The 24,169-nt window shown below is 67.5% G+C and carries 24 protein-coding genes and 1 tRNA gene; 14 read left to right on the top strand and 11 right to left on the bottom strand.

Annotated features, from left to right (window positions below; genetic code table 11):
- Nucleotides 1-25: 25 nt before the first annotated feature.
- The 5 genes from AruCF_RS24045 (at nt 26) to AruCF_RS24025 (ending at nt 5,758) form a co-directional block, all read left to right on the top strand.
- Nucleotides 26-1,471: a S41 family peptidase gene (locus AruCF_RS24045; protein ID WP_049076753.1), complete on the top strand. Its 1,446-nt coding sequence runs from the start codon at nt 26-28 to the stop codon at nt 1,469-1,471.
- Nucleotides 1,468-2,223 (top strand): HesA/MoeB/ThiF family protein, encoded by a 756-nt coding sequence (locus AruCF_RS24040; protein WP_049076750.1) that lies wholly within the window; start codon nt 1,468-1,470, stop codon nt 2,221-2,223. Before AruCF_RS24045 ends, AruCF_RS24040 begins: the two co-directional genes overlap by 4 nt.
- A 130-nt stretch (nt 2,224-2,353) precedes the next feature.
- The gene (locus AruCF_RS24035; protein ID WP_049076749.1) at nt 2,354-3,544 is read left to right on the top strand and encodes a GGDEF domain-containing protein; all 1,191 of its coding nucleotides are present in this window, start codon (nt 2,354-2,356) and stop codon (nt 3,542-3,544) included.
- Between the two features lie 85 nt (nt 3,545-3,629).
- Nucleotides 3,630-4,349: a FadR/GntR family transcriptional regulator gene (locus tag AruCF_RS24030; protein ID WP_049076747.1), complete on the top strand. Its 720-nt coding sequence runs from the start codon at nt 3,630-3,632 to the stop codon at nt 4,347-4,349.
- Nucleotides 4,346-5,758 carry an FAD-binding oxidoreductase gene (locus tag AruCF_RS24025; RefSeq protein ID WP_049076744.1) on the top strand — a complete coding sequence of 471 codons (1,413 nt, stop codon included), beginning with the start codon at nt 4,346-4,348 and terminating at the stop codon, nt 5,756-5,758. The genes AruCF_RS24030 and AruCF_RS24025 overlap by 4 nt, the downstream gene beginning before the upstream one ends.
- A gap of 319 nt (nt 5,759-6,077) precedes the next feature.
- Here AruCF_RS24025 and thiC read toward each other — a convergent pair whose 3' ends face one another.
- Nucleotides 6,078-7,991, bottom strand: coding sequence for a phosphomethylpyrimidine synthase ThiC (gene thiC / locus AruCF_RS24020; RefSeq protein WP_049076743.1), 1,914 nt, complete (start codon nt 7,989-7,991; stop codon nt 6,078-6,080).
- A 372-nt stretch (nt 7,992-8,363) separates the two neighbouring features.
- Between thiC and AruCF_RS24015 the strand changes: the two genes are divergently transcribed.
- Nucleotides 8,364-8,933, top strand: a complete 570-nt coding sequence (locus AruCF_RS24015) for a SecDF P1 head subdomain-containing protein (protein WP_049076741.1) — start codon at nt 8,364-8,366, stop codon at nt 8,931-8,933.
- A gap of 73 nt (nt 8,934-9,006) precedes the next feature.
- On the opposite strand, the gene AruCF_RS24010 is transcribed toward AruCF_RS24015, so the two are convergent.
- A complete protein-coding gene (locus tag AruCF_RS24010; protein WP_049076739.1) occupies nt 9,007-9,456 on the bottom strand; it encodes a helix-turn-helix domain-containing protein in 450 nt (149 codons plus the stop codon).
- Between the two features lie 139 nt (nt 9,457-9,595).
- Here AruCF_RS24010 and AruCF_RS24005 point away from each other — a divergent pair, with 139 nt between their 5' ends.
- Nucleotides 9,596-10,240: a winged helix-turn-helix domain-containing protein gene (locus AruCF_RS24005; protein ID WP_235432716.1), complete on the top strand. Its 645-nt coding sequence runs from the start codon at nt 9,596-9,598 to the stop codon at nt 10,238-10,240.
- A gap of 13 nt (nt 10,241-10,253) precedes the next feature.
- Here the strand turns inward: AruCF_RS24005 and proB are convergent, their stop codons facing one another.
- From proB to rplU, 4 genes are all read right to left on the bottom strand, one after another.
- Nucleotides 10,254-11,390: a glutamate 5-kinase gene (proB, locus tag AruCF_RS24000; RefSeq protein WP_049076734.1), complete on the bottom strand. Its 1,137-nt coding sequence runs from the start codon at nt 11,388-11,390 to the stop codon at nt 10,254-10,256.
- Nucleotides 11,391-11,448: 58 nt separating this feature from the next.
- Nucleotides 11,449-12,585: a GTPase ObgE gene (gene obgE, locus AruCF_RS23995; RefSeq protein ID WP_049076732.1), complete on the bottom strand. Its 1,137-nt coding sequence runs from the start codon at nt 12,583-12,585 to the stop codon at nt 11,449-11,451.
- 343 nt (nt 12,586-12,928) lie between these two features.
- On the bottom strand, nt 12,929-13,189 hold the full coding sequence (gene rpmA / locus AruCF_RS23990) for a 50S ribosomal protein L27 (protein ID WP_006389959.1): 261 nt from the start codon (nt 13,187-13,189) through the stop codon (nt 12,929-12,931).
- A 35-nt stretch (nt 13,190-13,224) separates the two neighbouring features.
- Entirely contained in the window at nt 13,225-13,536 is a 312-nt protein-coding gene (rplU, locus tag AruCF_RS23985; RefSeq protein WP_006389960.1) for a 50S ribosomal protein L21, read from the bottom strand.
- Nucleotides 13,537-13,979: 443 nt separating this feature from the next.
- Between rplU and ispB the strand changes: the two genes are divergently transcribed.
- The 4 genes from ispB to AruCF_RS23965 all read left to right on the top strand — a co-directional run bounded on the left by ispB (nt 13,980) and on the right by AruCF_RS23965 (nt 17,174).
- On the top strand, nt 13,980-14,945 hold the full coding sequence (gene ispB, locus AruCF_RS23980; RefSeq protein ID WP_049076730.1) for an octaprenyl diphosphate synthase: 966 nt from the start codon (nt 13,980-13,982) through the stop codon (nt 14,943-14,945).
- A 161-nt stretch (nt 14,946-15,106) separates the two neighbouring features.
- Nucleotides 15,107-15,183, top strand: a tRNA-Pro gene (locus tag AruCF_RS23975).
- A 115-nt stretch (nt 15,184-15,298) separates the two neighbouring features.
- Nucleotides 15,299-16,429, top strand: a complete 1,131-nt coding sequence (locus AruCF_RS23970; RefSeq protein WP_049076728.1) for a DUF3182 family protein — start codon at nt 15,299-15,301, stop codon at nt 16,427-16,429.
- Nucleotides 16,416-17,174, top strand: coding sequence for an alpha/beta hydrolase family protein (locus AruCF_RS23965; protein ID WP_049076726.1), 759 nt, complete (start codon nt 16,416-16,418; stop codon nt 17,172-17,174). Before AruCF_RS23970 ends, AruCF_RS23965 begins: the two co-directional genes overlap by 14 nt.
- A gap of 73 nt (nt 17,175-17,247) precedes the next feature.
- On the opposite strand, the gene AruCF_RS23960 is transcribed toward AruCF_RS23965, so the two are convergent.
- From AruCF_RS23960 to AruCF_RS23945, 4 genes are all read right to left on the bottom strand, one after another.
- A complete protein-coding gene (locus AruCF_RS23960; protein ID WP_080977517.1) occupies nt 17,248-18,063 on the bottom strand; it encodes a carbon-nitrogen hydrolase family protein in 816 nt (271 codons plus the stop codon).
- Between the two features lie 12 nt (nt 18,064-18,075).
- Nucleotides 18,076-18,939 (bottom strand): serine hydrolase, encoded by an 864-nt coding sequence (locus AruCF_RS23955; RefSeq protein WP_049076725.1) that lies wholly within the window; start codon nt 18,937-18,939, stop codon nt 18,076-18,078.
- Nucleotides 18,940-18,950: 11 nt separating this feature from the next.
- Nucleotides 18,951-20,396, bottom strand: coding sequence for a gluconate:proton symporter (locus AruCF_RS23950; RefSeq protein ID WP_049076723.1), 1,446 nt, complete (start codon nt 20,394-20,396; stop codon nt 18,951-18,953).
- A 437-nt stretch (nt 20,397-20,833) separates the two neighbouring features.
- Nucleotides 20,834-21,220 carry a MerR family transcriptional regulator gene (locus AruCF_RS23945; RefSeq protein ID WP_049076720.1) on the bottom strand — a complete coding sequence of 129 codons (387 nt, stop codon included), beginning with the start codon at nt 21,218-21,220 and terminating at the stop codon, nt 20,834-20,836.
- Nucleotides 21,221-21,310: 90 nt separating this feature from the next.
- Here AruCF_RS23945 and AruCF_RS23940 point away from each other — a divergent pair, with 90 nt between their 5' ends.
- A complete protein-coding gene (locus AruCF_RS23940; RefSeq protein ID WP_049076718.1) occupies nt 21,311-22,219 on the top strand; it encodes an alpha/beta fold hydrolase in 909 nt (302 codons plus the stop codon).
- A 48-nt stretch (nt 22,220-22,267) separates the two neighbouring features.
- On the opposite strand, the gene AruCF_RS23935 is transcribed toward AruCF_RS23940, so the two are convergent.
- Entirely contained in the window at nt 22,268-22,702 is a 435-nt protein-coding gene (locus tag AruCF_RS23935) for a SecDF P1 head subdomain-containing protein (RefSeq protein WP_049076716.1), read from the bottom strand.
- A gap of 194 nt (nt 22,703-22,896) precedes the next feature.
- Between AruCF_RS23935 and AruCF_RS23930 the strand changes: the two genes are divergently transcribed.
- The gene (locus tag AruCF_RS23930) at nt 22,897-23,343 is read left to right on the top strand and encodes a hypothetical protein (RefSeq protein ID WP_049076714.1); all 447 of its coding nucleotides are present in this window, start codon (nt 22,897-22,899) and stop codon (nt 23,341-23,343) included.
- A 178-nt stretch (nt 23,344-23,521) separates the two neighbouring features.
- Nucleotides 23,522-24,160, top strand: a complete 639-nt coding sequence (gene otnC / locus AruCF_RS23925) for a 3-oxo-tetronate 4-phosphate decarboxylase (protein WP_049076712.1) — start codon at nt 23,522-23,524, stop codon at nt 24,158-24,160.
- The last annotated feature ends 9 nt before the right edge of the window (nt 24,161-24,169 follow it).

Raw genomic sequence — 24,169 nt, 5'->3', positions numbered from 1 at the left:
GGCGAAAACCATTCGGGAAGTGTGCATGAGCACTCGCAAGTTTCGCGGTTTCGGTCTGATTGCCATCGGTGCGGTGGCAGGTGTCCTGCTCAGCGTGGGCGTCACCGCTGTCGCCCAGCGCGGCAGTCCCTTGCCGCTGGATGAACTCAGGCAACTGAGCAACGTCTTCGCCGCCATCAAGAACAACTACGTCGAGTCGGTGGACGACAAGACGCTGATCGACAATGCCATTTCCGGCATGGTGTCGAACCTGGACCCGCATTCCGCTTACCTGGATGCCGACGCCTTCCGCGAAATGCAGACGGCCACGCAGGGTGAGTTCGGCGGCCTGGGCATCGAGGTCGGCGCCGAAGACGGCTTCGTCAAGGTCATCTCGCCCATCGAGGACACCCCCGCCGCGCGCGCGGGCGTCATGGCCGGCGACCTCATCATCAAGATCGACGACACGCCCACCAAGGGCATGTCGCTGAACGACGCCGTCAAACTCATGCGCGGCGCGCCCAAGTCGCCCATCACGCTGACCATCATGCGCGCCGACCGGCCGCAGCCGATCGTCCTCAAGATCGTGCGCGACATCATCAAGGTGCGCAGCGTGCGCAGCAAGATGCTGGACAACGGCGTGGCCTACGTGCGCATCGCCCAGTTCCAGGAGAAGACCGGCGTCGACCTGGCCAAGCAGCTCAAGGACCTGGGCGCCAAGGAAGCCCCCAAGGGCCTGGTGCTCGACCTGCGCAATGACCCGGGTGGCCTGCTGACCAGCGCCATCGGCGTGTCCGGCGCGTTCCTGCCGGCCGACGCCCTGGTGGTGTCGACCGACGGCCGCACCCCTGACGCCCGCCACAAGTACCTGGCGACCCCGTCGGAATACGCCCGCGGCGAAAGCAACTACCTGTCGGGCCTGCCGGCCTGGACCAAGACCGTGCCGATGGTGGTGCTGGTCAACGTCGGTTCGGCCTCGGCTTCCGAGATCGTGGCCGGCGCGCTGCAGGACCACAAGCGCGCCAAGGTGCTGGGCAACCGCACCTTCGGCAAGGGCTCTGTGCAGGTGATCCTGCCGCTGTCGGAAACCACCGCGGTCAAGCTCACCACGTCGCGCTACTTCACGCCCAGCGGCCGTTCGATCCAGGCCACCGGCATCGAGCCCGACTACGTCGTGGCCGACACCGCCGATGGCGACCTGTTCCGGCTGCCGCGCGAAGCCGACCTGCAACGCCACCTGTCGAACCCGGGCACGGCCAACGAAGTGAAGTCCAACTCGGACCAGGACAACGTCGACGTGCCGACCAAGGTATTCGAATTCGGCGGCAAGGATGACTTCCAGCTGCAGCAGGCGATCAACCTGCTGGCCGGCAAGCCGGTGCAGAAGGGTTCGGCCCGCGCCCAGGCCAAGGCCGACGCCAAGCCCGGCGCCGGCACCGCCCAGCGCATGAAGATCACGCCGACCGGAGTCGAGCCCAGCAAGGACAAATGAACGACGAGCAACTGCTGCGCTACGCCCGCCATATCCTGCTCGACGAGCTGGGTATCGAAGGGCAGGAAAGACTGCTGGCGGCGCGAGTGCTTATCGTAGGGGCGGGTGGACTGGGGTCGCCCGCCGCGCTCTACCTGGCCACCGCCGGCGTCGGCGACATCACGCTGGCCGATGACGACGTCGTCGAACTCAGCAACCTGCAGCGCCAGATCCTGCACACCACTTCCAGCGTGGGCCGGCCCAAGGCCGAGTCCGGGCGCGACATGCTGGCGGCTTTCAATCCGCAGACCCGCGTGCATGCCCGCGTCGAGCGGCTGCAGGGCCAGGCCCTGTCCGACGCGGTGGCGCAGGCCGACCTGGTGCTGGACTGCACCGACAATTTCACCACTCGCCACGCCATCAACCGCGCCTGCGTGCAGCATCGCAAGCCGCTGGTGTCGGGCGCCGCCATCCGCTTCGACGGCCAGGTCAGCGTCTACGACCTGCGCGACCCGGACGCGCCGTGCTACCACTGCCTGTTTCCCGAGGCAGACGACGTCGAGGAAGCCAACTGCGCCACCATGGGCGTGTTCGCGCCGGTGGTCGGCATCATCGGCAGCATGCAGGCGGCCGAGGCCCTCAAGCTGTTGTCCGGCGTGGGTGAAAGCCTGTCGGGGCGGCTGCTGTGGCTGGACGTGCGCACCATGCAATGGCGCAGCGTCAACGTGCAGCGCGACCCTGAATGCGCCGTTTGCGGCGCCCGCGGGCACTGACGTCGCGTTATTCCGTCCCTCAAAAAATCCGTCGGCCATTGCCCTCGCGGACAATATTAAAGGCTTGAAATACCTGCTATAACGCCAGCCAGCCTACCGCTCAAGGGCAGGCAGCTTTGGACGTAACGGTGTGGACACAGGATTGAGCTTCAGCCTGCCCAAGTGGCGGCTGACCCGTTGGCTGACGCATTCCGGGCAGGATACGCCCGCGGATATCCGCGCCGCCCTGATCGCCAGTCTGTTCGGCACCTTGCCGATTTTCGCGGGCGGCGTCATCAACACCCTGATGATCTCCGGCGTGGTGGCCTGGCGCCGGCCCGAGCCGCTCTATCTCTCCTGGCTGATACTCGAGGTCCTGCTGGCCGTGGTGCGCGTCACCGTGCTGCGCTCGGCCCTGCGCAATGCCGCCCGCGGCGGCAACACCCACACCGACATCTACATCGTGCTGGCCCTGCTGTGGGCCTTCAGCGTCGGTTACGGGGTCTTCGTCACTTTCCTCAATCACGACTGGCTGGCCGCCACGCTGGCGGGCGTGTCCTGCGGCGCGATGGCCGGCGGCATCTGCTTTCGCAACTACGGCGCGCCACGGCTGGTGGCGGCGATGATCTTCCTGAGCCTGGGGCCGATGTGCCTGGGCGCGCTGTTCGCCGGCGAATACGTCACCGCCATCGTTTTCATCCAGATTCCGTTCTACCTGGTCAGCATGAGCATCGCCTCGCAACGGCTGCGGCGCATCCTGGTGTCCACCATGCTCGCCGAGCGCGAGAACGAACGCCGCGCCAGCCAGGACGCCCTGACCGGCCTGGCCAACCGCGCCGGGCTGGAAGCCGCGCTCGAGCGTATCTGCACCAGCGCGCGCGAGCACGACAGCGCCGCCGCGCTGTTCTACATGGACATGGATGACTTCAAGATCATCAACGACACCCATGGCCATGCCGCCGGCGACCACGTCCTGAAGACCATTGCGCAACGCATGCGTGCCATGCTGCGCGTCGATGACGTCGCCGCCCGCATCGGCGGCGATGAATTCATCGTGCTGGCCACCGGCATCGACGCCACCGCCGCGCTGCGGCTGGGCAACCACCTGCTGCATGACGCCAGCCAGCCCATCGTGCTGGCCGATGGCACCCGCGTCAGCGTCGGGCTGTCGATCGGCATTTCGATCATCTCCGGCGCCAATCGCAAGGCCCAGGCAGTGCTCGATTCCGCCGATGCCGCGCTGTACCGCGCCAAGGCGCGCGGCGGCCGCCGCTGTTCGGTGGCGGGCCTGCCGGACGCCGAGGACGTGCTCCAGGCCGGCGACGCCACCGCAGTGGCCTGAGTCGTCTCCGCACGGGGGCAAAAGCCGGCCCGCTTCATCAAAAGTTATCAGATAACCTGAAAAGTATGCGCTATACTCGATCGCTATGCTGACCAAGAGCCTGACCCTGACCGAACAGGTCGCCCGCCAGATCGCGGGCGACATCGCCCATGGGGTCTATCCCGTGGGCGCCAAGCTGCCATCCGGCCGCGTCCTGGCCGAACAGTACGGCGTCAGTGCCGCCGTCATTCGCGAAGTCACCGAACGCCTGCGCGCGCAGGGCCTGATCCAGAGCCGCCAGGGTTCGGGTTGCGTGGTGCTGGCGCGCACCGGCGCGCAGGGCTTCCAGGTGCCCGCCGATATCGCCGTCAGCCGCGAGCAATTGGCCAATGTCTACGAACTGCGCATGGAACTGGAAGGGGGCGCGGCGGCGCTGGCGGCCGAGCGCCGCGGCGCCGCCGACCTGGACGCCATGGCGCGCGCCCTGGCCGACCTGGAACGCCACCAGCACCATCCCGAACACGGGGTCGAGCATGACATCGCCTTTCACCTGGCGATCGCGGCGGCAACCCACAACCCCTTCTACCAGGACCTGCTGCAATACCTGAACCTGCAGTTGCGCCTGGCCGTCACCACCGCGCGCGCCAACAGCCGCCAGTTGGCGGGCATGACCGATGCCGTGCACCACGAGCACGTCGCCGTGTTCGAGGCCATCCGCGACCGGGATGCCCCGCGCGCGCGTCTCATGGCCGAAAGCCACCTGCGCCAGGCGGCCAGCCGCCTGCGCCTAGATTCCCTCTTTCCCGCCTCCAGGCAGACATCATGAGCACAACCGACATCGCCCAGCGCCTGGTCCAGGCCCTGGGCCCCGACACCGTCTTCACCGCCAGCGACGATATCGCGCCCTGGCTGTCCGACTGGCGCGGCCTGTACAACGGCCACGCCCAGGCGGTGGTCCGTCCGCGCACCACCGCCGAGGTCGCCGCCTGCCTGTCGCTCTGCAACGAAGCCGGCGTGCCGGTGGTGCCGCGCGGCGGCAATACCGGCCTGTGCGGCGGCGCCACGCCCGATGCCGCGCCCGCCAACGTCGTGTTGAGCCTGGACCGCATGAACGGCGTGCGCGCCATCGATACCGTCGCCAACACCATGGTCGCCGAAGCCGGCTGCATCCTCGGCAACCTGCGCCGCGCCGCGCAGGATGCCGGCCGCCTGCTGCCGTTGAGCCTGGCCGCCGAAGACTCCAGCCAGATCGGCGGCAACGTCGCCACCAATGCCGGCGGCGTCAACGTGGTGCGCTACGGCATGGCGCGCGAGCTGGTGCTGGGCCTGGAAGCGGTGCTGCCCAACGGCGAGATCTTCAACGGCCTGCGCACGCTGCGCAAGGACAATACCGGCTACGACCTCAAGCAACTGCTGATCGGCTCCGAAGGCACGCTCGGCATCATCACGGCCGTGGCGCTGCGCCTGTATCCGCGCACCGATGTGCGTTCGGTGGTGCTGGCCGCCGTCGAATCGCCGGCCCAGGCGCTGCGGCTGTTCGAGATCCTGTTCGAGCAATGCGGCGCGCGCCTGCAGGCCTTCGAGTATTTCTCCGGCGACTGCCTCGACCTGGTCCTGACCCACGCCGCGGGCGTGCAGGAACCGTTCGACCAACGCTATCCGGCCTATGTGCTGGTCGAACTGGCCGACACCACCGACGAAGCGGCGCTGACGGCGCTGCTGGAAAACGTGATCGGCACCGCGCTCGAGCGCGGCCTGTGCCTGGACGCCGCCGTCTCCGCGTCGCTGGCGCAGTTGCAGGCGCTATGGAAGCTGCGCGAGGAAATCTCCGAAGCGCAGCGCGCCGATGGCCCGCATCTGAAGCACGATGTGTCGCTGCCCATCGAGAGCATTCCCGATTTCATGGCGTCGGCCGAAGCCCGCGTGCGCGCGCTGTACCCGGACATCCGCCCCTTCATCTTCGGCCATTTCGGGGACGGCAATCTGCATTACAACCTGTCGCGCCCCGCTGGCGCCGAGCGCGGCTGGGTGGCCGAACACGGCGCCGCCATCACCGACGCGGTCCTGGACGAGGTCAACCGCTACGGCGGCAGCATCAGTGCCGAGCACGGGATCGGGCAGCTGAAGCGGGATCATTTCCTGCATAGCAAGGACGCGCTGGAGTTGCGGTTGATGCGGGAAATCAAGCGGGTCCTGGATCCCAAGGGGATCATGAATCCGGGGAAGTTGCTGTAAGAAGGGCTTGTTGGCGGGGGGAAGGCGCTTCGTAGGTCGCCCCTCGATCGGGCGGACCCGATGGCGGGCGCCCACGATAGCAGTCCGGAGCGTTCGCTCCGGACTGCTATCGTAGCCCCGCTTCCCCACGCCGCCGCCGTGCCGGGCGGCCCAAGCACGAGAACCTCCGCAACCCAAGATCAGACCAACTCCGCAAAAAAACACCACGGATAACAAAAAAGGCCTGGAGCAACGCATCCAGGCCTTTCATATCGCCCCAAGTCCACCAAACCGCCGCCATCAGCGACCAGCCCGGCAAAGGCAAAATCCGTTCAGAAGATCACTGCCGGTGGTAAACCTCGGCGCCCTTCTTCACGAACTCGATCGACTTCTCCTGCATGCCTTTTTGCAGCGCTTCCTTCTCGCTCACGCCTTGCGACGCCGCGTAGTCGCGCACGTCCTGCGTGATCTTCATGCTGCAGAAATGCGGCCCGCACATCGAGCAGAAGTGCGCCACCTTCATCGAGTCCTTCGGCAGCGTCTCGTCGTGGAACTCCTTGGCCGTGTCCGGATCCAGGCCCAGGTTGAACTGGTCGTCCCAACGGAACTCGAAGCGCGCCTTCGACAAGGCGTTGTCGCGGATCGCCGCGCCCGGATGGCCCTTGGCCAGGTCCGCCGCATGCGCCGCGATCTTGTACGTGATGATGCCGTCCTTCACGTCCTTCTTGTTCGGCAGCCCCAGGTGTTCCTTGGGCGTCACGTAACAGAGCATCGCCGTGCCGTACCAGCCGATCAGCGCCGCGCCGATGCCCGAGGTGATGTGGTCGTAGCCCGGCGCGATGTCGGTCGTCAGGGGGCCCAGCGTGTAGAACGGCGCCTCGTGGCAATGTTCCAGCTGCAGCTCCATGTTTTCCTTGATCATCTGCATCGGCACGTGGCCCGGGCCTTCGATCATCACCTGCACATCGTGCTTCCAGGCCACCTGCGTCAGCTCGCCCAGCGTCTTCAGTTCCGCGAACTGGGCTTCGTCATTGGCGTCATAGCCCGAGCCCGGGCGCAGGCCGTCGCCCAGCGAGAAGCTGACGTCGTAGGCCTTCATGATTTCGCAGATTTCCTCGAAGCGCTCGTACAGGAAGCTTTCCTTGTGGTGTGCCAGACACCACTTGGCCATGATCGAGCCGCCGCGCGAGACGATGCCCGTCATGCGGTCCGCCGTCATGGGGATGAACGGCAGGCGCACGCCGGCGTGGATCGTGAAGTAGTCCACGCCCTGTTCGGCCTGCTCGATCAGCGTGTCGCGGAAGATCTCCCAGGTCAGTTCCTCGGCCTTGCCGTCCACCTTCTCCAGCGCCTGGTAGATCGGCACCGTGCCGATCGGCACCGGCGAATTGCGGATGATCCATTCACGCGTTTCGTGGATGTGCTTGCCCGTCGACAGATCCATGACCGTGTCGCCGCCCCAGCGGATCGCCCAGGTCATCTTCTCGACTTCCTCGCCGATGCCCGAACTGACGGCCGAATTGCCGATGTTGGCGTTGATCTTGACCAGGAAATTGCGGCCGATCGCCATCGGCTCGACTTCCGGGTGGTTGATGTTGGCGGGGATGATGGCGCGGCCGCGCGCGATCTCGTCGCGCACGAATTCCGGCGTGATGGCGGCCGGGATGGCGGCGCCGAACGACTGGCCCGGGTGTTGGCGCAGCAGGCGCTTGACCATTTTCTCGCCGTCCGGACCGCTGTCGCGCAGCGTCTGCAGGTAGTGCTCGCGGCGCAGGCTTTCGCGGATCGCCACGTACTCCATTTCGGGCGTGATGATGCCGCGGCGCGCGTAGTGCATCTGCGAGACGTTGGCGCCGGCCACGGCACGGCGCGGCGGGCGTTGCAGGTCGAAGCGCATGGCCGTCAGCTTGGGATCGGTCAGGCGCTGCTTGCCGTACTCGCTGGTCGGGCCGGACAGCACTTCCGTGTCGCCGCGCTCATCGATCCAGGCGCGGCGCACTTCCGGCAGACCGCGGCGGATGTCGATCTTGACGTCGGGGTCGGTGTAGGGGCCGCTGCAATCGTAGACGGTGAGCGGCGGGTTCTTTTCGCCGCCGAACATGGTGGGCGTGTCGTCCTGCTCGATCTCGCGAAACGGTACGCGGATGTCGGGACGGGAACCGACCTCGTAGACCCGGCGGGATTTGGGCAACGGGGCGACCGCGGCCGCGTCGACTTCGGCGGTGGCGGCCAGGAATTTGGGATTGGCGTTCATGGAAAGCTCCAAGCGAATGGTTTGGAGCCGATCGGGAATGGACTCCCGCCATGCGGGCATGGCGGGAATACGGCTCCCAGCATCGGCATTATCCGTACTGGTACGAAGGGACTCTCTCAACACGTCGGGCCGTTCGGCGCGACGAGTACCCCTGCGCGAAAGCGAAGTATAGAGCCTGCCCGGCCGCCACGCGAATGCGGGTCGATGCTGCGCCGCCGCAGCGCGGTCGCCGGGACGACCTGGGGCGGCTGGTAGTACCGGTTTACATTTGGAATCAGACTGCGGAGACAGTGCCATATAGGTTCTGTACACTTTTTCTCGTCAGCCGGCGGTCCGTCCGCAGGCCCCAGTCCACTCAAGAAGGAAACGAGCATGCAACTGACCCTACGCAAATTGGCGCCCGCCCTGGTGGTCATGACCCTTGCGCTTGCGGGTTGCAAGACCGCCCCGACCAAATCCGGCGCCGCCGCCACGCCCGACGCGACGGGCCAGCAGCAGCCGTCCGCGCAGCAGCCCGCCACCGCATCGGTGGTCGAGTTCTATGTGGCCCAGACCCAGTCCGCCCCGGGCCTGGTCGAAGTGAGCCTGCCCGACGGCAAGCTGTACATGCAACAGCAGCCCGTGCTGACGCGCGCCGACCTGACCGAAGCCGCCGCGCTGGTCGATCGCCAGGGCGCCAACTTCGTCGGACTGCGTTTCTCCGAAGCCGGCGCGCGCAAGCTCAATGACGTCAGCAGCCAGAACGTCGGCAACATGCTGGCGCTGGTGATCGACCGCGAACTGATCGCCGCGCCGCGTATCGGCGAACCGCTGAACCGTGGCGTGCTCGCCTTCGGCGTGCCCTCGGCCCAGGCCGCTTCCGACATCGCCGCCAAGATCCGTGGCGAAAGCGCCCCGCCCGCCGGAGGCGCCGCGCCGGCGCCGGCGCCCGCCAAGCCCTGAGCGGCGCAGGCACAAAAAAGCCCGGCGATGCCGGGCTTTTTTTATCCCACTGACGACCGAGGGCCGGGGCGGGTCAGGACTTGCGGCCGCGTGGCTTGATGCCGCGGCGCGCCTGGGCCGATTCAATGAAGGTCTGCGTCAGCGCTTCGAGCGTGTTCCGGTCGTCCGCCGTCAGCGTATCGAACTGCGCCGGCGAGATGTTGGGATAGGGCCATGGGGCCAGCGGACGCGCGCGCCGCGTCATGCCGCGTGGCAATGGTTCGGACACGCCGGTGGCCGGCAGCGTGTCGCTCAGGTCGTAGCTTTCCATGGGCAGTTCCATGGGGCCCTTGCCCGTCTCCAGCCATTCGAGTTCCACCTTCAGGACCTGCGCCAACTTGCGCAGTGAACGGCTCGAATGCCGCAGCCCGCTCTCATAGCTGCCGATCGCGCTCTGCGACAGGCGGGCCATGCGCGCGAGGGTTTTCTGCGTGTAGCCACGCAGAAGACGGGCGTGCTTCAGTCGGTCTGAAAAAGTTTTCACGCGTCGATTGAAGCTTGCGCCGTAGGTACTTTGGTGGATATAAATATTACTTAAGTGATAACTTCGGAAAGGCAGTGCCATGCAGGAAAGAGGTTACGTCCTGGTCGTGCAACTTGGTGGAATGCCATGCAATAAGTTCGTGCATACCTTGCGCCAATTCCAGTGGGAGGTCGGTCTGTGCCGCTCCCCGGATGGGGTGTTGGCCCGCTTGCGCAACGAGCCCGCTGACGTGGTGGTGCTGCGGGGCTCGGCCGACAATCTGACTGAACTGATCGCCGCGTTGCGCCGCGCCTCACCCAGCTGCGCGGTTATCTGGCAATCGCCCGACGACTCACCCCAGGCGCGCATCGCCGCGCTCGATGCCGGCGCGCACGTTTGCGTGCCGGCGCAGGCCAACATTCCGGAATGGGATGCCGTGCTGCGCAACCAGATCCGTTGCCAGCATCCGCCCGCGGATGCCATGCCGCGCTGGCGTGTCGATGGCCGCGCCCGGATGTTGTCAGGGCCGGCGGGAGAACGCCTGCCCCTTACCAATACCGAACGCGCCTTCTTCGTCAGCCTGCTGAACGCGCCGCACCAATGCCTGCCGCGCGAGGGCTTCTTCCCCGATGCCACGCGCGACCCGATGGACGGCGCGCGGCGCGTCGACGTGTTGGTCTCGCGCCTGCGCTCCAAGGCGCGCCGGCTCAACATCGACCTGCCGGTGCTGGCGGTGCGCGGATGGGGGTATATGTTGATGCCGCAAGGGGCGCCGCCCGGCCTGGGCGCGGTCGGGCAGGACTAGGCCCCCGCTTGCCTCAAAGCACGACCAGGTTGTCGCGATGCATCAGTTCCGGATCGGTCATGCTGCCCAGGATGCGGGCGATCTGCGATGACGGCTGGCGCAGAATGCGGCGGGTATCGGCCGACGAATAATTGATCAGGCCGCGCGCGCATTCACGGCCCTGGCCGTCGACGCAGGCCACCACGTCGCCGCGGCCGAATTCGCCTTCCACATCGACCACGCCGATCGGCAGCAGGCTCTTGCCTTCGCGCAGCAATGCCTGCACGGCGCCATCGTCCAGCACCACGCGGCCACGCAGGCGCAGGTGGTCGGCCAGCCATTGCTTGCGTGCCGACCAGACCGGCAATACGGCGCGCAGTTCGCTGCCGATGCATTCGCCTTGCGCGAGGCGCGTCAGCACGTTGCGTTCGCGCCCCGAGGCGATCACGGTGTGCGCGCCGCTGTGCGCCGCGCGCTTGGCCGCCAGTACCTTGGTCAGCATGCCGCCGGTGCCGATGCCGCTGCCGGCGCCGCCAGCCATGGCTTCCAGCGCCGGATCGCCAGCCTGGACGTGGGCCATGAACTTGGCGTCCGGATTCTTGCGCGGGTCGGAGTCGTACAGGCCGCGCTGGTCGGTCAGGATGATCAGCGTGTCGGCTTCGATCAGGTTGGTGACCAGTGCGCCCAGCGTGTCGTTGTCGCCGAGCCGGATTTCGTCGGTGACCACCGTGTCGTTTTCGTTGACGATCGGCACCACGCCCAGGCGCAGCAGCGCGAACAGCGTGCTGCGTGCGTTCAGGTAGCGGTGACGGTCGGCCAGGTCTTCGTGGGTCAGCAGGATCTGCGCGGTGCGCAGGCCGTATTCGGCGAACGCCGCTTCGTAGGCCTGGCACAAGCCCATCTGGCCCACGGCGGCCGCGGCCTGCAGTTCGTGCATTACCGACGGCCGCTTGCGCCAGCCCAGGCGGGCCATGCCTTCGGCAATGGCGCCGCTGGATACCAGCACGACCTGTTTGCCCTGCTTGTGCAGCGCGGCGATCTGGGCCGCCCAGTGCGCCACGGCAGCGCGATCCAGGCCTCGGCCTTCATTGGTGACCAGCGATGAGCCGACCTTGGCGACGAGGCGCTGGGCGTGGGTGACGACGGAAACGGCGGGTGATTCGGCAGACATGATGGCGGCGGGCTGCGGCGCGAGAAAAGGCGTAATCGAACGAGATTGCGATTATGGCTTATTCATCGCCGCGCGGCGCGGCCGGCTTGTGGTCGGCGTCGCTGCGGGTGTCGTCGAAGCGCGGGTCTTCGGCGACGTAGGTGCCGTCGGCCTGGTCCTGCGCCAGCTGTTCCTTTTCGCGCTCGGCGTCCAGGTAGTCCTGCAGTGCGTAGATCAGGTCCTGGGTGCCATCGCCGGACAGGCCGGAGATGCCGAACACCGGGCCCTTCCAGTCGTACAGCTCGATGAAGCGGCGCTTGGTGTCCTCGGGATCGGCCACCATGTCCAGCTTGTTCAGCACCAGCCAGCGCGGCTTGGCGGCCAGCTCGGGATCGTAGCGGCGCAGTTCCTCGACGATGGCGCGGGCGTCGACCACGGCTTGCTCCACGGGATCGGCGTCGGGATCGGGGGTGGACACGTCCACCAGGTGCAGCAGCACGCGGGTGCGCGCCAGGTGGCGCAGGAACAGGTGGCCCAGGCCGGCGCCTTCGGAGGCGCCTTCGATCAGGCCAGGAATGTCGGCCACCACGAAGCTGCGCGACGGCGAGGTGCGCACCACGCCCAGGTTCGGGTGCAGCGTCGTGAACGGGTAGTCGGCGATCTTCGGCTTGGCGTTGGAGATGCGGGTGATCAGCGTGGACTTGCCGGCGTTGGGCAGGCCCAGCAGGCCGACGTCGGCCAGCACCTTCAGTTCCATGCGCAGGTAGCGGTGTTCGCCTTCCTTGCCGGGGGTCCATTGGCGCGGGGCGCGGTTGACGCTGGATTTGAAGTGCATGTTGCCCATGCCGCCCTGGCCGCCGGCGGCCAGCACGACCTTCTGGTCGTGGCGGTTCAGGTCGAACAGGACTTCGCCGGTCTCGGCGTCATGGATGATGGTGCCGACGGGCACGCGCAGCGTGATGTCGGGAGCGGCCGCGCCGTACTGGTCCGAGCCGCGGCCGTTTTCGCCGTTCTTGGCGCGGTGCAGGCGGGCATAGCGGAAGTCGATCAGCGTGTTGATGTTGCGATCGGCCACGGCGAAGATGCTGCCGCCGCGTCCGCCGTCGCCGCCGTCCGGGCCGCCCTTGGGAATGAATTTCTCGCGGCGAAAGCTCGCCACGCCATTGCCGCCTTTGCCGGCGACGACTTCGATGGTGGCTTCGTCTACGAATTTCATGATGTCTGCGCGTGTATGAATTAGAGGGCTGTGCCGCCGTGGCGGGGCATTGCCGGGAGGGCAGGGCGGAACAGTCCGCTCATTCTGCCTTAAAACCGCCCGGCCTCGCGGCCGGCGGGTTCGCCATCGGGTGGCGCGGGCCGCCGCGTATTCGCGGTGGCCGGGAAGGGGAAAGGTCCCCACGCGGCGCCTTCGGCTTGCTGCCCCCCCGAGGGGGCTTTTTCATCTCGAGGCGGCTCGGCGATGAAAAAGCCCTGCCGCACGCGACAGGGCTTTGCCGTTTTGGCCGGCGGCGGATCGCTGAGGCGACCGCGCCGCTGGCCGGACCGTGCGGCGTCGAGGATTACTCGGCGGCGACGATCGAAACGGTTTGCTTGTTCAACGCGCCCTTGAAGCCGAATTGAACCTTGCCGTCGACCAGCGCGAACAGGGTGTGGTCCTTGCCCATGCCGACGTTCACGCCAGCGTGGAAACGGGTGCCGCGCTGACGCACGATGATCGAACCAGCGGGAATCAGTTCGCCGCCGAAAGCCTTGACGCCCAGACGCTTCGATTCTGAGTCGCGTCCGTTTCGCGTAGAGCCGCCGCCCTTTTTCTGTGCCATGTTTAGCTCCTGCTAATGTGGTGCCGAGTCGCGTCTTAAGCCGTGATGGCTTCGATGCGGATTTCGGTGTAGTTCTGACGGTGGCCCTGACGCTTCTGATAGTGCTTGCGACGGCGCATCTTGAAGATCTTGACCTTGTCGTGGCGGCCTTGCGCAAGAACCGTTGCCTTGATCACGGCGCCGGCGACGAGGGGCGTACCAACTTTCAGTTGGTCGCCTTCGCCCACGGACAGCACTTGATCCAGGGTGATTTCTTGCCCAATGTCAGCCGGTATCTGTTCTACCTTGAGTTTTTCGCCAATGGCAACACGGTACTGCTTGCCACCGGTTTTTACGACCGCGTACATGGGGTATTCCTTAAATAGGTAAATGGGTTCATTCGCTTGCCGGCCCTGCTGGGCTGGCAGTACCTGCCTGGGGTTGCCATGATGGGGTTGCCACGATGGGTTGCCAAGGCTGGGCGTGCGTAATTCACCGACGTAATTCGGCCATCTCTGACCGAATCCGGGATATTAGCCCGCGGGCGGGGAAAAGTCAAAAAGCGCTTGCAGGCTAAGGGCTTAGGTGTGGCCTGGGCGCCGCGTCGGGGTGGCTGGCGACCAAGAAAACGGGGGCGGGGCGATTCGAAACGGGGTGGCGGACGGGGCGTCCGCGCCCCGGGCAGGGGTGTCGCTACGTCCGGCTTTGGTTCCTGACAGCCCGTATAATCGCTGGTCGAATCCCTCCGCCATGCCGGCGGCCCAGCGGTAAGAGCTGTTGTGAACGGCTCGTTTCACTCTCCGGATACGTCTTGAATCTCCCCGCGCTCATTGCCCCCATAGTTGACGATATGAAAGCCGTCGATGCGGTTATCCGCGAGCGGCTGAATTCCGATGTGGTGCTGATCCGTACGATCGGCGACTACATCATTGGCGCGGGCGGCAAGCGCATGCGCCCGGCGATGGTGCTGATGGTGGCCCGGGCCCTGGGGTATCAGGGGACGCACCACCAGTTGCTGGCCGCCGTGGTGGAATTCATCCATACCGCGACCCTGCTGCATGATGACGTGGTCGACGAGTCCGACCTGCGCCGTGGCCGGGAAACCGCCAACGCGGTGTTCGGCAACGCCGCCAGTGTGCTGGTGGGGGACTATCTGTATTCGCGTTCGTTCGAGATGATGGTCGAGGCCGACTCGATGCGCATCATGAGCATCCTGTCCGAAGCCACCACGGTCATCGCCGAGGGCGAGGTGCTGCAGTTGCTGAACGTGCACGATCCGGATGTCTCGCAGGAGCGCTACCTGCAGGTCGTGCGCTACAAGACCGCCAAGCTGTTCGAGGCCGCGGCGCAGGTCGGCGCGGTGCTGGCCGGCGCCACGCCCGAGCAGGAAGCCGCGGCCGCCGCCTACGGTCGCCACGTGGGCACGGCTTTCCAATTGGTGGACGACGTGCTCGACTACAGCGGCGACGCCGCCGCGTTGGGCAAGAACGTGGGCGACGATCTGCGCGAGGGCAAGCCCACGCTGCCGCTGATCCGCGTGATGGAAGTGGGCACGCCGGCACAGCAGCAATTGATCCGCGACGCCATCAAGACGGGCGACGCCGACTTTGCCGCCGTGGCCGCCGCCATCCAGGCGACGGACGCGTTGGAACACGCCCGCCAGGCCGCCGTGGCCGAGGCGGATCGGGCCCGCGAAGCACTTTCTGCATATCCCGTTTCCCCTTTTCTAAATTCTCTGTTAGAATTCTGCGCTTTCGCGGTGAATCGAGATCGCTAGTTGAAAACAGCACTGCAAGCGCTGCTTTGAGCAAGGTTGGAATTCACGAGGCGGGAAGGGCAAAACCTTCAAGCCGAAGCGAAAAGATGATTTGGTTGCACTGAGCGCAACGAAGTCAGCAGCTGTAGGGTGTGGGAGATGTATAAGCCCATGCCCAGACTCGGGGCGTAGCTCAGCCTGGTAGAGTACTGCGTTCGGGACGCAGGAGTCGGAGGTTCGAATCCTCTCGCCCCGACCACTTATCTGTGGTCGAATTCTTGAAGGTGTTTCCCGACACCTTTGGCTGAAAGCCGGTACCGCGCAAGCGTTGCCGGCTTTTTTGCGTGGGCACGCCGTTTGCTGGCGTGGCGCCCATGAACTCGTTTTCTCTCGCAGACGGCCCGCTCGTGGTCGCTTATCCTCGCCGCGCCCGGGCGTCCGAGCACGAAGTGGCGTCGCATGACGCCCTGGCGGCGCGCCTGGCCGCGCTGTTGGGCGGGCGCCATGTTCCCGATTACCGGCCCAGTCGCCATCGCGGCGGCCCGGTGCCGTATTACGTGCCCGACCGCTGCATCGCCGGGGCGGCGCGCGCGACCATCCTGGGTATCGCGGGCATCGCCGACCTCTATGGTGGCGTCGTGCCGCATGCCTTCGTCGCCACCAAATCCATCAGCCATGGCCTGACACTGCCGGATGCACCGGCGCCAGCGGGTTGGGTTGCCTCGCTGGCGGATGCATTGGGTGACGCGGTACTTGCCGGCTACACGGCGTTCCGCCCGGAAGACGCGCTGGCCGGTGGCCTGCGGCTGTTGCAACGCGGGCCGGTGCGGTTGAAACCTGCCGATGCGACCGCCGGGCGCGGGCAGGAGGTCGCATCGGATGCGGATGCGCTGCGGCAGGCCTTGGAGCGCCAATGCGCGCGGACGATGGGGCGGCTCGGCCTGGTGATCGAGGAAGACCTGGACGAAGTCGAAACCTGCAGCGTGGGCTGGTCCAAGGTGGGAAAAATGGAGATCGCCTATGTCGGCACGCAGTCGCTGACGCCCGACAATGCGGGCTGCCTCGTGTACGGCGGCTCGGAGCTGCGCGTGGCACGGGGCGGCTTCGATGCCTTGCGCCGGCTGGATCTCGCCGACCGTGAACGCCGGGCGATCGACCTGGCGTGCCAGTATGACGCGGCGGTATCGGCCGCCTATCCCGCGCTGATTGCTTCGCGGCGCAATTACGATGTGGCGTTTGGTCTCGGCGCCGATGGCCGGCCGCGTGCGGGCGTGCTGGAGCAATCGTGGCGCGCGGGCGGCGCCAGCATCGCGGAACTGGCCGCCATGCAGGCCTTTGCGCTCTCGTCCGCGCTGCGCGAAGTGCGCGCCGCAACCCGCGAGCGCTATGGCGCCGACGAACCGCCGCCAATCGCGCAACGCCTGGTGTTCCACGGCCACGACGCGGCGGTCGGACCCATCAGCAAGTCGGGCGGCATCCTGGAGGCGGCCGATGGCGGCGCATAGCAGTCCGCTCGCGCTCGACGTGGATGGCGTGTCGCTGGACGCCACGTTCCTCACCCCGGAAGACAAGGTGCCGGGGGTGCTGTTCATCCATGGCTGGGGCGGCAGCCAGCAGTTCGACCTGTCGCGCGCCAAGGGCATTGCCGCGCTGGGTTGCGTCTGCCTGACCTTCGATCTGCGCGGACACGCCGCCACGCAGGCGCGGCAACGCGAGGTGACGCGCGAGGACAATCTGCGCGACGTGGTGGCCGCCTATGACCGGCTGGCGCAGCATCCGTCGCTGGACTCCGGTTCGATCGCCGTGGTGGGCAGCAGCTACGGCGGTTATCTGGCGGCGCTTTTGAGTACGCTGCGTCCGGTGCGCTGGCTGGCGCTGCATGTGCCCGCCTTGTATCGTGACGACGAATGGCTGGTGCCCAAGAATCAGCTCGATCGCGAGACCCTGCGCGCCTATCGCAGCGTCTACGTCGCGCCGGAAGAGAACCGCGCGTTGAGGGCGTGCACGGCGTTCGCCGGCGACGTGCTGTTGGTCGAGGCGGAACACGACAGCTATATCCCGCATTCGACCATCATGAGCTATCGCTCCGCGTTTCGCCGATCGCACTCGTTGACGCACCGGATCATCGACGGCGCCGACCACGCGCTGACGGAAAAACCGGCGCAACGCGCCTATACCTCGATACTGGTGAACTGGGTGACCGAAATGGTCATGGGCGCCCGCATGGGCGAGGGGCGGGCGCGCTATTGAGCGGTGGCGTTAGGGTGGGTGCGCATCAGGGAAGGCCGGCAACGACGCCGGCCGTTTTCTCTCGCGGCGCGGGTCAACCCGGATAGAGATCGGCGCGGCGATGCTCCCAGGCCGGCAGGCCGGTGCGCAGCGTGACCACGCGCTGCGGGTCGAGGTCGGCCATGACGTAGCCGGTGCGGTCCGGCATGCAGGCCAGCACCGTGCCCCAGGGGTCGATGATCATGCTGCGGCCGAGGCAGGGCAGGCCCGGGCCGTCGCCGCCGATCTGGGCGGCGGCGATCACGTAGCACTGGTTCTCGATGGCGCGGGCGCGCAGCAGGGTTTCCCAATGATCGCGCCCGGTGTGCAGGTTGAAGGCCGCGGGCACCACCAGCACGTTGGCGCCGCGTGCGCGCAGCGCGCGATACAGCTCGGCGAAACGCAGGTCGTAGCAGATGCTCAGGCCCAGCGTCAGGCCCGCCGCCTCGACGGTCCGCAGGTGCGCGCCGGGCGCGAAGTCGGCGGATTCGCGGTAGGGAATGCCGTCGACCACCGCGTCGTACAGGTGGACCTTGCGGTAGGAGGCGGCGATGCTGCCGTCCGGGGCGAAGGTGACGCCGGTGTTGCCGAGCCGGTCCTGGTCCGCCAGGCGTTCATGCATCGAGCCCAGGTGGATCCAGCAAGCGTGGCGTTGCGCCAGCGCGGCGATGCGCGCCGTGACCGCGCCGGGGATCGGACTGGCGGCGGCGCGCAGCGTTGGCGTGTCGCCGCGCACATCGCTGTACTCGGGCGTGACGATCAGTTTCGCGCCGTCGTTGGCCGCCGCCGTTATCCAATGTTCCAGCGCCGCCAGGTTGGCATGGCGGTCACGGCGGCTATCGAGCTGGATGGCTGCCACTCTGATGGACATGCGGGCTCCTTGTCAGTGTGTGGGTGCCTGGGCTTTCAGGCCGAGCGCGACCGCGCGCGCGATCTGCCCCAGCAGGGTTGCGCCTTCGCCGCCCTGGAGCGTCTGCGCGGTCTGCCAGTCGGTGAAGCCGTCGGCCAGCACCGCCAGCGCCACGCTGCGGTCCGCCACGGTGAGGATGCCGGCGTCATGGCGCAGGCCCGGCAGCTGGCCGGCCTTGCTGGCCAGGTGGGCCGGCGCCGGCAGCGCGGCGCCGAAGTGGGCGCGCTCGCGCTGGTCGGCCAGCAGGTCGAGCGCGAATGTCCGCAAGGGCGGCGGCAGCATGCCGTCGCGCAGCATCCAGCAGAGCGCGGCGGTGGCGTCGCCGGCGCTGGTGTAGTTGTCGCGGCCGGCTTCGCGCGCGGCGGCGTCCATCATGCGGCGCTGCAGGCGGGTCGCCTCCAGGTCGGCGCGCTGATTCCATTGGTTGATCGCGTCGAAGCCCAACAGATCGATCAGCGCGTTGGTGGCGACGTTGTCGCTGAGGACGATCATCAGCCGCGCCAGTTCGGCCAGCGACAGGCTGGCGACGCTGGGCAACTGAGCGAGGATGCCGGTGCCCCCGGCGCGCTCGGCGCATGCTGGCAGGGCCAGCGGCTGTTCGAGCGCGTGGCGGCCGTTGGCCACCGCTTCGAGCAGCGCCAGCAGGATGGGCACCTTGATGATGCTGGCCGATGGCTGCATGCGGTCGGCGTGGCGCGCCAGCACGACGCCGCCATCCAGGTCGCGCAGGCTCAGCGAGACCCGCGCGGGCGTGGCCGCGAGCAAAGGCGTCAGCGCCGCGTCGACGTGCTGGCGCAAGGCGTCGCGGTCCAGCGCTTGCGATCCCAAGGGGAACATGGTCGATCTCCTCAGACCAGGAAGAAGAACAGGGACGAGAACAGGCAGAGGTTCACCAGGATCACCGCCCAGCCGTTGTAGAGCATGTATTTGAGCTCGCCCGAGCGCGCCAGGCCCATCTGGCCGAACATGTCCGAGGTGGGGAACGGACCGAACCAATCGATCTGCGAACTGCCCAGGATAACCGCCGTGGTGGCCGCGGGGCCGACGCCGGCGGCCGCCAGCAACGGGCCGAAGATCTTGGCGGTGAAGGTCATCTGCGCCACCGCCGCGCCGGGGATGTGGCCGATCACGTTGAACCACAGCACGATGACGCACAGCATGGCGCCGCTGATGCCGGCCAGGTGCGGCTTGGCCAGTTCCAGCACGGCGTGGTAGGCGTTGAGCTGGTCCACCAGCACCAGCACCGGGTTGAACAGCCAGAAGAGGAAGAAGATCCAGATCAGTTTGCCGGCGCCCGCGTACATCGCCTGCAGAATCGCGCGCGGACCCATGCCGCCGGCCAGCCCGGTGGTGGTGGCCAGCGCCACCATGACGATGATGGCGAAGGCATAACCCGCCTTGGCGAGCACGCCGACGATCGCCAGGAGAACGATGGTCAGGCAGAACGCCCACGCCGCCCGCACGGCGCTGCGCGAGGGGGCCGCATCGAGGTCGAAGGCGGCCGCGCCGGCGCCGGCTTCGTCGTATTGGTGGCTGGCCTCGGTCTTTTTCTGGATGCGGCCCGACATGAACCAGCCGGCCAGCAGCGTCGCCACGGCCATCGGGATGCCCGCCACCATCAGGTACTGCGGATAGCTCAGTCCGGTCAGGCCGGTCACCGTGACCACGTTGGGCGTGAAGGGGCCCAGCACCAGTCCGGCGGAGCCCGCTGTCTGGAACAGGGCGGCCACCGTGGGCGGCGACAGGCGCACGGCGGCGGCGATCGGAATGACCACCGCGGCGATGATGGCGTTGCCGCCCGCCAGGGTGCCCAGGGCGCCGCAGATCAGGGTCGACGTCACCATGATGCCCAGGCGCACGCGCACCTGGTTCGACAGGCCGATGCGGCGCACGATGGCGCGCACCATCTGTTCCGCCGCGCCGGTGCGCGCGGCGACCTCGCCCACGCCGGCGCCCAGCACAATGATCAGGCCGACCACCGCGATGAACGAGCCCAGCGATTCGGCCAGCAGCTTGCCCATGGCGATGGGCGTGGTGCCGGTCATGATGGCGCCGAGCACGATGGCGGCGATGGTGGACAGCACGATGTCCACGCCCAGCAGCGCGATGATGGCGAACACCAGCACGGGCGTCAGGCCCCACAGGCTGGCCTGGCCCGGCATGGCGTAATGGGTATAAAGCGCGATGGCCAGTCCGACCAGGAATACCACGATGGCGGCATTGCGCCGGCGCGGGTGCAGCGTGCCGCCGGCGGGCGGGCGTGGCGCCGCCGCCGTCTGTGCCAATGAGGTCATGTCTTCTCCGTCCCTATCATCTCTGTGGCCAGGCCGTGACGCGCTGCGCGTCCGGCGGTTGTCGGCCTATTGTTGTGATCCTGCCTTGCAATGTTGCAGGCATGGATGCCCAGCGGTCCAACGTCCAGGCCGCCGGGCCCCATCGGGGGGGCCTGACGCTGGACGGTGAGAGTGTGGGCGCGGCGGGCGACAGGTTCAAATGAGTGGAGCGGGTGCGGGCATAACCAAAGGTTATGCGCTCGGCGCGGTGGTATCGCCGTCAGTGACCGCGACGTCATGCCGAAACGGTTGGCGGTGAAGGGCGAAGCGCCCGTCCGCGATCGTTGGCAGGCGGTGTTCCCGGACCTGCGCCGGTCGATGGCGGCCAGGGCGGCGATGGATTCCTGGCGGGGTGCGCGCGGCAGGAGCGCGCTTGCGCGCCGGAGGGCGTGGCGCCGCTATCGCCGGGGCGCCGCCGCGCCCTCGGCCAGCATCTGGCGCAGGCGGGCGCGGCGGCGTTCGAGGTCGGCGATCTGTCGTTCGACCGAGGCCAGTCGCTGGCGTTGCACCGCGGAGGTTTCCGGGCAGGCGGCCGCGCCCTCGATCATGCGCATGCAATCGGGAAAGCCCTGGATCTCGGCAAGGCTGAAGCCGGTCGCGATCAGGCGCTGGATCTGCCGCACCTGGCCGATCGCCGCGGGCGCGAAGCTGCGGTAGCCGTTGTCGGCGCGGGTGCACATCAGCAGGCCGTGCGCGTCGTAATGGCGGATCGAGCGCAGGCTGGCGCCGGTGGCGCGGGCGAGGGCGCCGATCGACATCGGCTTGGCGGCGGGCTGGGGTGTCATGGCAAACATTCACGAAACGACCGCTTGACTCTAACACCGGTGTGACGGTTGAGACTGTGATTCCCCTTTTGTCTTCCAGGAGTCAGTTCCATGCCGGGCCGCCTGTTTTTCCGCTGCTTGCGCCACCTGCTAGTGGCCGTCGCCCTGCTGTCGACGAACGCCTTGGCGTTTGCCGACAGCCGTCAGTACACCGCCGTCGCGCCGGATGGCGTGACCCTTGCCATCCAGGAGGCCGGCGATCCGGCCGGCCCCGCCATCGTGTTCATCCACGGTCTGCTGGGCAGCCGCCTCAGCTGGGAGGCGCAATTGTCCAGCCCGTTGTTGCAGCGCTATCGCCTGATCACCTACGACCTGCGCGGCCATGGCCAGTCCGGCAAGCCGACCGCGCCGCTGGCCTACACCGACGGACGCCGCTGGGCCGACGACCTGGCGACTGTGATCGCGGCCTCGGGCGCGCGCCGGCCCGTGCTGGTGGGGTGGTCGCTGGGCGCGGCCGTGATCACCAACTACCTGGCCGCGCATGGCGACGCGGACATTGCCGGCGCGGTCTACGTCGGGGGCGTGATCGAACTGCAGGTCAGCCAGATCGCGTCGCACCCGGCGGTGTATCGCGGCATGGCGTCGGCCGACTTGAAGACGCACCTGGACGCCGAGCGCGCCTTTCTGGCGCTGTGCTTCGCGACGCAGCCGGACGCGGCCACGTTCGAACGCCTGTTGGCCAATGCCGCCCTGGCCTCGTCCGAGATGCAGGCCGCGGTGCCGGCCATGACGATCGCGGCGCGCGAAGGGTTGGGCGCGATGCACAAGCCGCTGTGGCTCATCTACGGCGCGCGCGATGCGCTGGTGCGCGCCGTGCCGTCGATGGAACGGGCCCGGCAACTGAATCCGCGCCTGCGGACCACGCTGTATGCGACAGCGGGACACGCGCCGTTCGTGGAAGAGGCCGAGCGGTTCAACCGGGACCTGGCGGCCTTCGTCGACGCGGCCGCCAGGCGCTGACGTTCGCGGTGCGCGGAGGCCGTCGGCCGCGGGCGGGCGCGGATCGGCTCAAGCGCCGGGAGACGGCGTGGATCGCTTGGTGGGCCGGGTGGGGAAGTCGCCCGGCGTGCTGCCTTCGTCGTCCACCGTGAGGCCGCCGCCGGAAGTGATGCCGCGGGCGATTTCGTCGGCGGATTTGCCGGCAAAGCCGTGTTCGCCAGCGACGATGCGGAAGCTGTCGCCTTCCAGCGGGCTTTGCAGCGTAGCCGAGGAAAGCAGCACGCCATTCGAGCGCAGCTGGATGCGTTTGCCGACGCGGTCGCGGGTGAAGTCGGCCAGGGCCTGGCGGCTGTCGGGGTGCAGCACCACGTCGACGTAGCGCATCGACGTCTGCGGGTCGATACCGGCGGTGGCCTTCTCCGCCCGCAGGGCCACGCTTTCGGCGTGGGTTGCGGCGGAGGCCAGCAGCAGGGCGGTGCAGGCGAGGGATCGGAAAGCGGTCATGGGCGGGCTCCGGGTGGCGGGCGGATCGATGACGGCATCCTAGCCCGATCGGCGCCGGCGCATATTACGACTTGTATGCGAACGCTGACATTGCCCGCCGCCGGTCACGGTTTGGCGATTCCTGTCTGGCCGCTAATATGGCGGCTCGATGAACGCTCCCGGCCGTGACCGGCCGCCCCGAGGAAACCCACGCCATGAAACCGTCCGCCCCCTGGTTCCTGTCCTGCCTGCTGTTGGCGGGCGCCGCCCATGCGGGCTCGGCGCCGGCCGAGTTGTCGTGTGTTTCGGAAAGCGGCAAGGTGGCGCTGCGAGGCACCATCCCGTCGCCGTCGTCCGAGGAACTCAGCCTGACGCTGACGTACGGCAACGCCAAGCAGGCTTTTGATTCGGGCGATGATCCGGCCTACGTGGTGTCCGATTTCCCGCTGGGCGTGTTCACGCTGGTCGCGCCGGACGACACCTGGCCGCTGACGCTGTATGCGTTGCCGGCCACCGTTGCGGTCAAGAAGGTCGCCAACGGCGATATCGCGGGCACCTTCCAGGCCAAGCTGACCGGGCCGCGCCCGGGGGGAACGACCGCTTCGGGAATGGGCAACCCGCTCACGGCGATCCTGAATTGCGATTACCGGTATTCGCTGTAACGGCCGCTGTAGCGGCCGGCGCCCGGTAGCCGCGCCGGGGCGCGGGCCGCCCCATCGGGTAATCCCGCTACCGGGGATTTCGGCAAAATTTGTATGATGACCCTATGAATTTTGCGAGGGAGATCCGCATGCCGCAAGTCGTTTTCGTCGCCCGTGGCCGTCTCGCGGGCGGCGCCCGATGACGCCGGAAGCCCGTATCCGCGAGGAAATCTGCACGGTCGGCGCCAGCCTCTATCAACGCGGCTACACCGTCGGCGCGGCAGGCAACATCAGCGCGCGGCTCGATGACGGCTGGCTGATCACCCCCACCGATGCCTGCCTGGGCCGGCTCGATCCGGCCGAACTGGCCAAGGTCGATCTGGCCGGCAACCACGTCTCGGGCGGCAAACCGTCCAAGACCCTGGCGCTGCACCAGGGCATCTACCAGGCCGACCCGGCCACGCGCGGCGTGGTGCATACGCATTCGACTCATCTGGTGGCGTTGACGCTGGCGGGAGTCTGGCGCCAGGACGAGGTGCTGCCGCCGATCACGCCCTATCAGGTGATGAAGGTCGGCCGCATTCCCCTGATTCCCTATCGACGTCCCGGCGACCCGGCGGCGGCCGCGCAGGTGGCGGCGTTGGCCGCCCAGGTGCGTGGGGCGCTGTTCGAGCGCCTGGGGCCGGTGGTGTGGGAGCGTTCGGTGTCGCACGCCTCCTACGCGTTGGAGGAACTGGAGGAAACCGCGCGCCTGTGGCTGATGGCCCAGCCGCGCCCCGCCCCCTTGTCCGAGGCCGCCATCGACGAACTGCGCGCCGTGTTCGGTGCGCGCTACTGACCCGCGCCC

The organism is Achromobacter ruhlandii, from assembly GCF_002082135.1.
Lineage (GTDB): Bacteria > Pseudomonadota > Gammaproteobacteria > Burkholderiales > Burkholderiaceae_B > Achromobacter > Achromobacter ruhlandii.
This window is presented reverse-complemented; position numbering and strand designations above follow the sequence as displayed.

Coding starts and splice junctions, on each gene's coding strand:
- AruCF_RS24045 (WP_049076753.1), top strand. CDS start 26: ATGAGCACTCGCAAGTTTCGCGGTTTCGGTCTGATTGCCATCGGTGCG.
- AruCF_RS24040 (WP_049076750.1), top strand. CDS start 1,468: ATGAACGACGAGCAACTGCTGCGCTACGCCCGCCATATCCTGCTCGAC.
- AruCF_RS24030 (WP_049076747.1), top strand. CDS start 3,630: ATGCTGACCAAGAGCCTGACCCTGACCGAACAGGTCGCCCGCCAGATC.
- AruCF_RS24025 (WP_049076744.1), top strand. CDS start 4,346: ATGAGCACAACCGACATCGCCCAGCGCCTGGTCCAGGCCCTGGGCCCC.
- thiC (WP_049076743.1), bottom strand. CDS start 7,991: ATGAACGCCAATCCCAAATTCCTGGCCGCCACCGCCGAAGTCGACGCG.
- AruCF_RS24015 (WP_049076741.1), top strand. CDS start 8,364: ATGCAACTGACCCTACGCAAATTGGCGCCCGCCCTGGTGGTCATGACC.
- proB (WP_049076734.1), bottom strand. CDS start 11,390: ATGTCTGCCGAATCACCCGCCGTTTCCGTCGTCACCCACGCCCAGCGC.
- obgE (WP_049076732.1), bottom strand. CDS start 12,585: ATGAAATTCGTAGACGAAGCCACCATCGAAGTCGTCGCCGGCAAAGGC.
- rpmA (WP_006389959.1), bottom strand. CDS start 13,189: ATGGCACAGAAAAAGGGCGGCGGCTCTACGCGAAACGGACGCGACTCA.
- rplU (WP_006389960.1), bottom strand. CDS start 13,536: ATGTACGCGGTCGTAAAAACCGGTGGCAAGCAGTACCGTGTTGCCATT.
- AruCF_RS23970 (WP_049076728.1), top strand. CDS start 15,299: ATGAACTCGTTTTCTCTCGCAGACGGCCCGCTCGTGGTCGCTTATCCT.
- AruCF_RS23965 (WP_049076726.1), top strand. CDS start 16,416: ATGGCGGCGCATAGCAGTCCGCTCGCGCTCGACGTGGATGGCGTGTCG.
- AruCF_RS23960 (WP_080977517.1), bottom strand. CDS start 18,063: ATGTCCATCAGAGTGGCAGCCATCCAGCTCGATAGCCGCCGTGACCGC.
- AruCF_RS23955 (WP_049076725.1), bottom strand. CDS start 18,939: ATGTTCCCCTTGGGATCGCAAGCGCTGGACCGCGACGCCTTGCGCCAG.
- AruCF_RS23950 (WP_049076723.1), bottom strand. CDS start 20,396: ATGACCTCATTGGCACAGACGGCGGCGGCGCCACGCCCGCCCGCCGGC.
- AruCF_RS23945 (WP_049076720.1), bottom strand. CDS start 21,220: ATGACACCCCAGCCCGCCGCCAAGCCGATGTCGATCGGCGCCCTCGCC.
- AruCF_RS23940 (WP_049076718.1), top strand. CDS start 21,311: ATGCCGGGCCGCCTGTTTTTCCGCTGCTTGCGCCACCTGCTAGTGGCC.
- AruCF_RS23935 (WP_049076716.1), bottom strand. CDS start 22,702: ATGACCGCTTTCCGATCCCTCGCCTGCACCGCCCTGCTGCTGGCCTCC.
- AruCF_RS23930 (WP_049076714.1), top strand. CDS start 22,897: ATGAAACCGTCCGCCCCCTGGTTCCTGTCCTGCCTGCTGTTGGCGGGC.
- otnC (WP_049076712.1), top strand. CDS start 23,522: ATGACGCCGGAAGCCCGTATCCGCGAGGAAATCTGCACGGTCGGCGCC.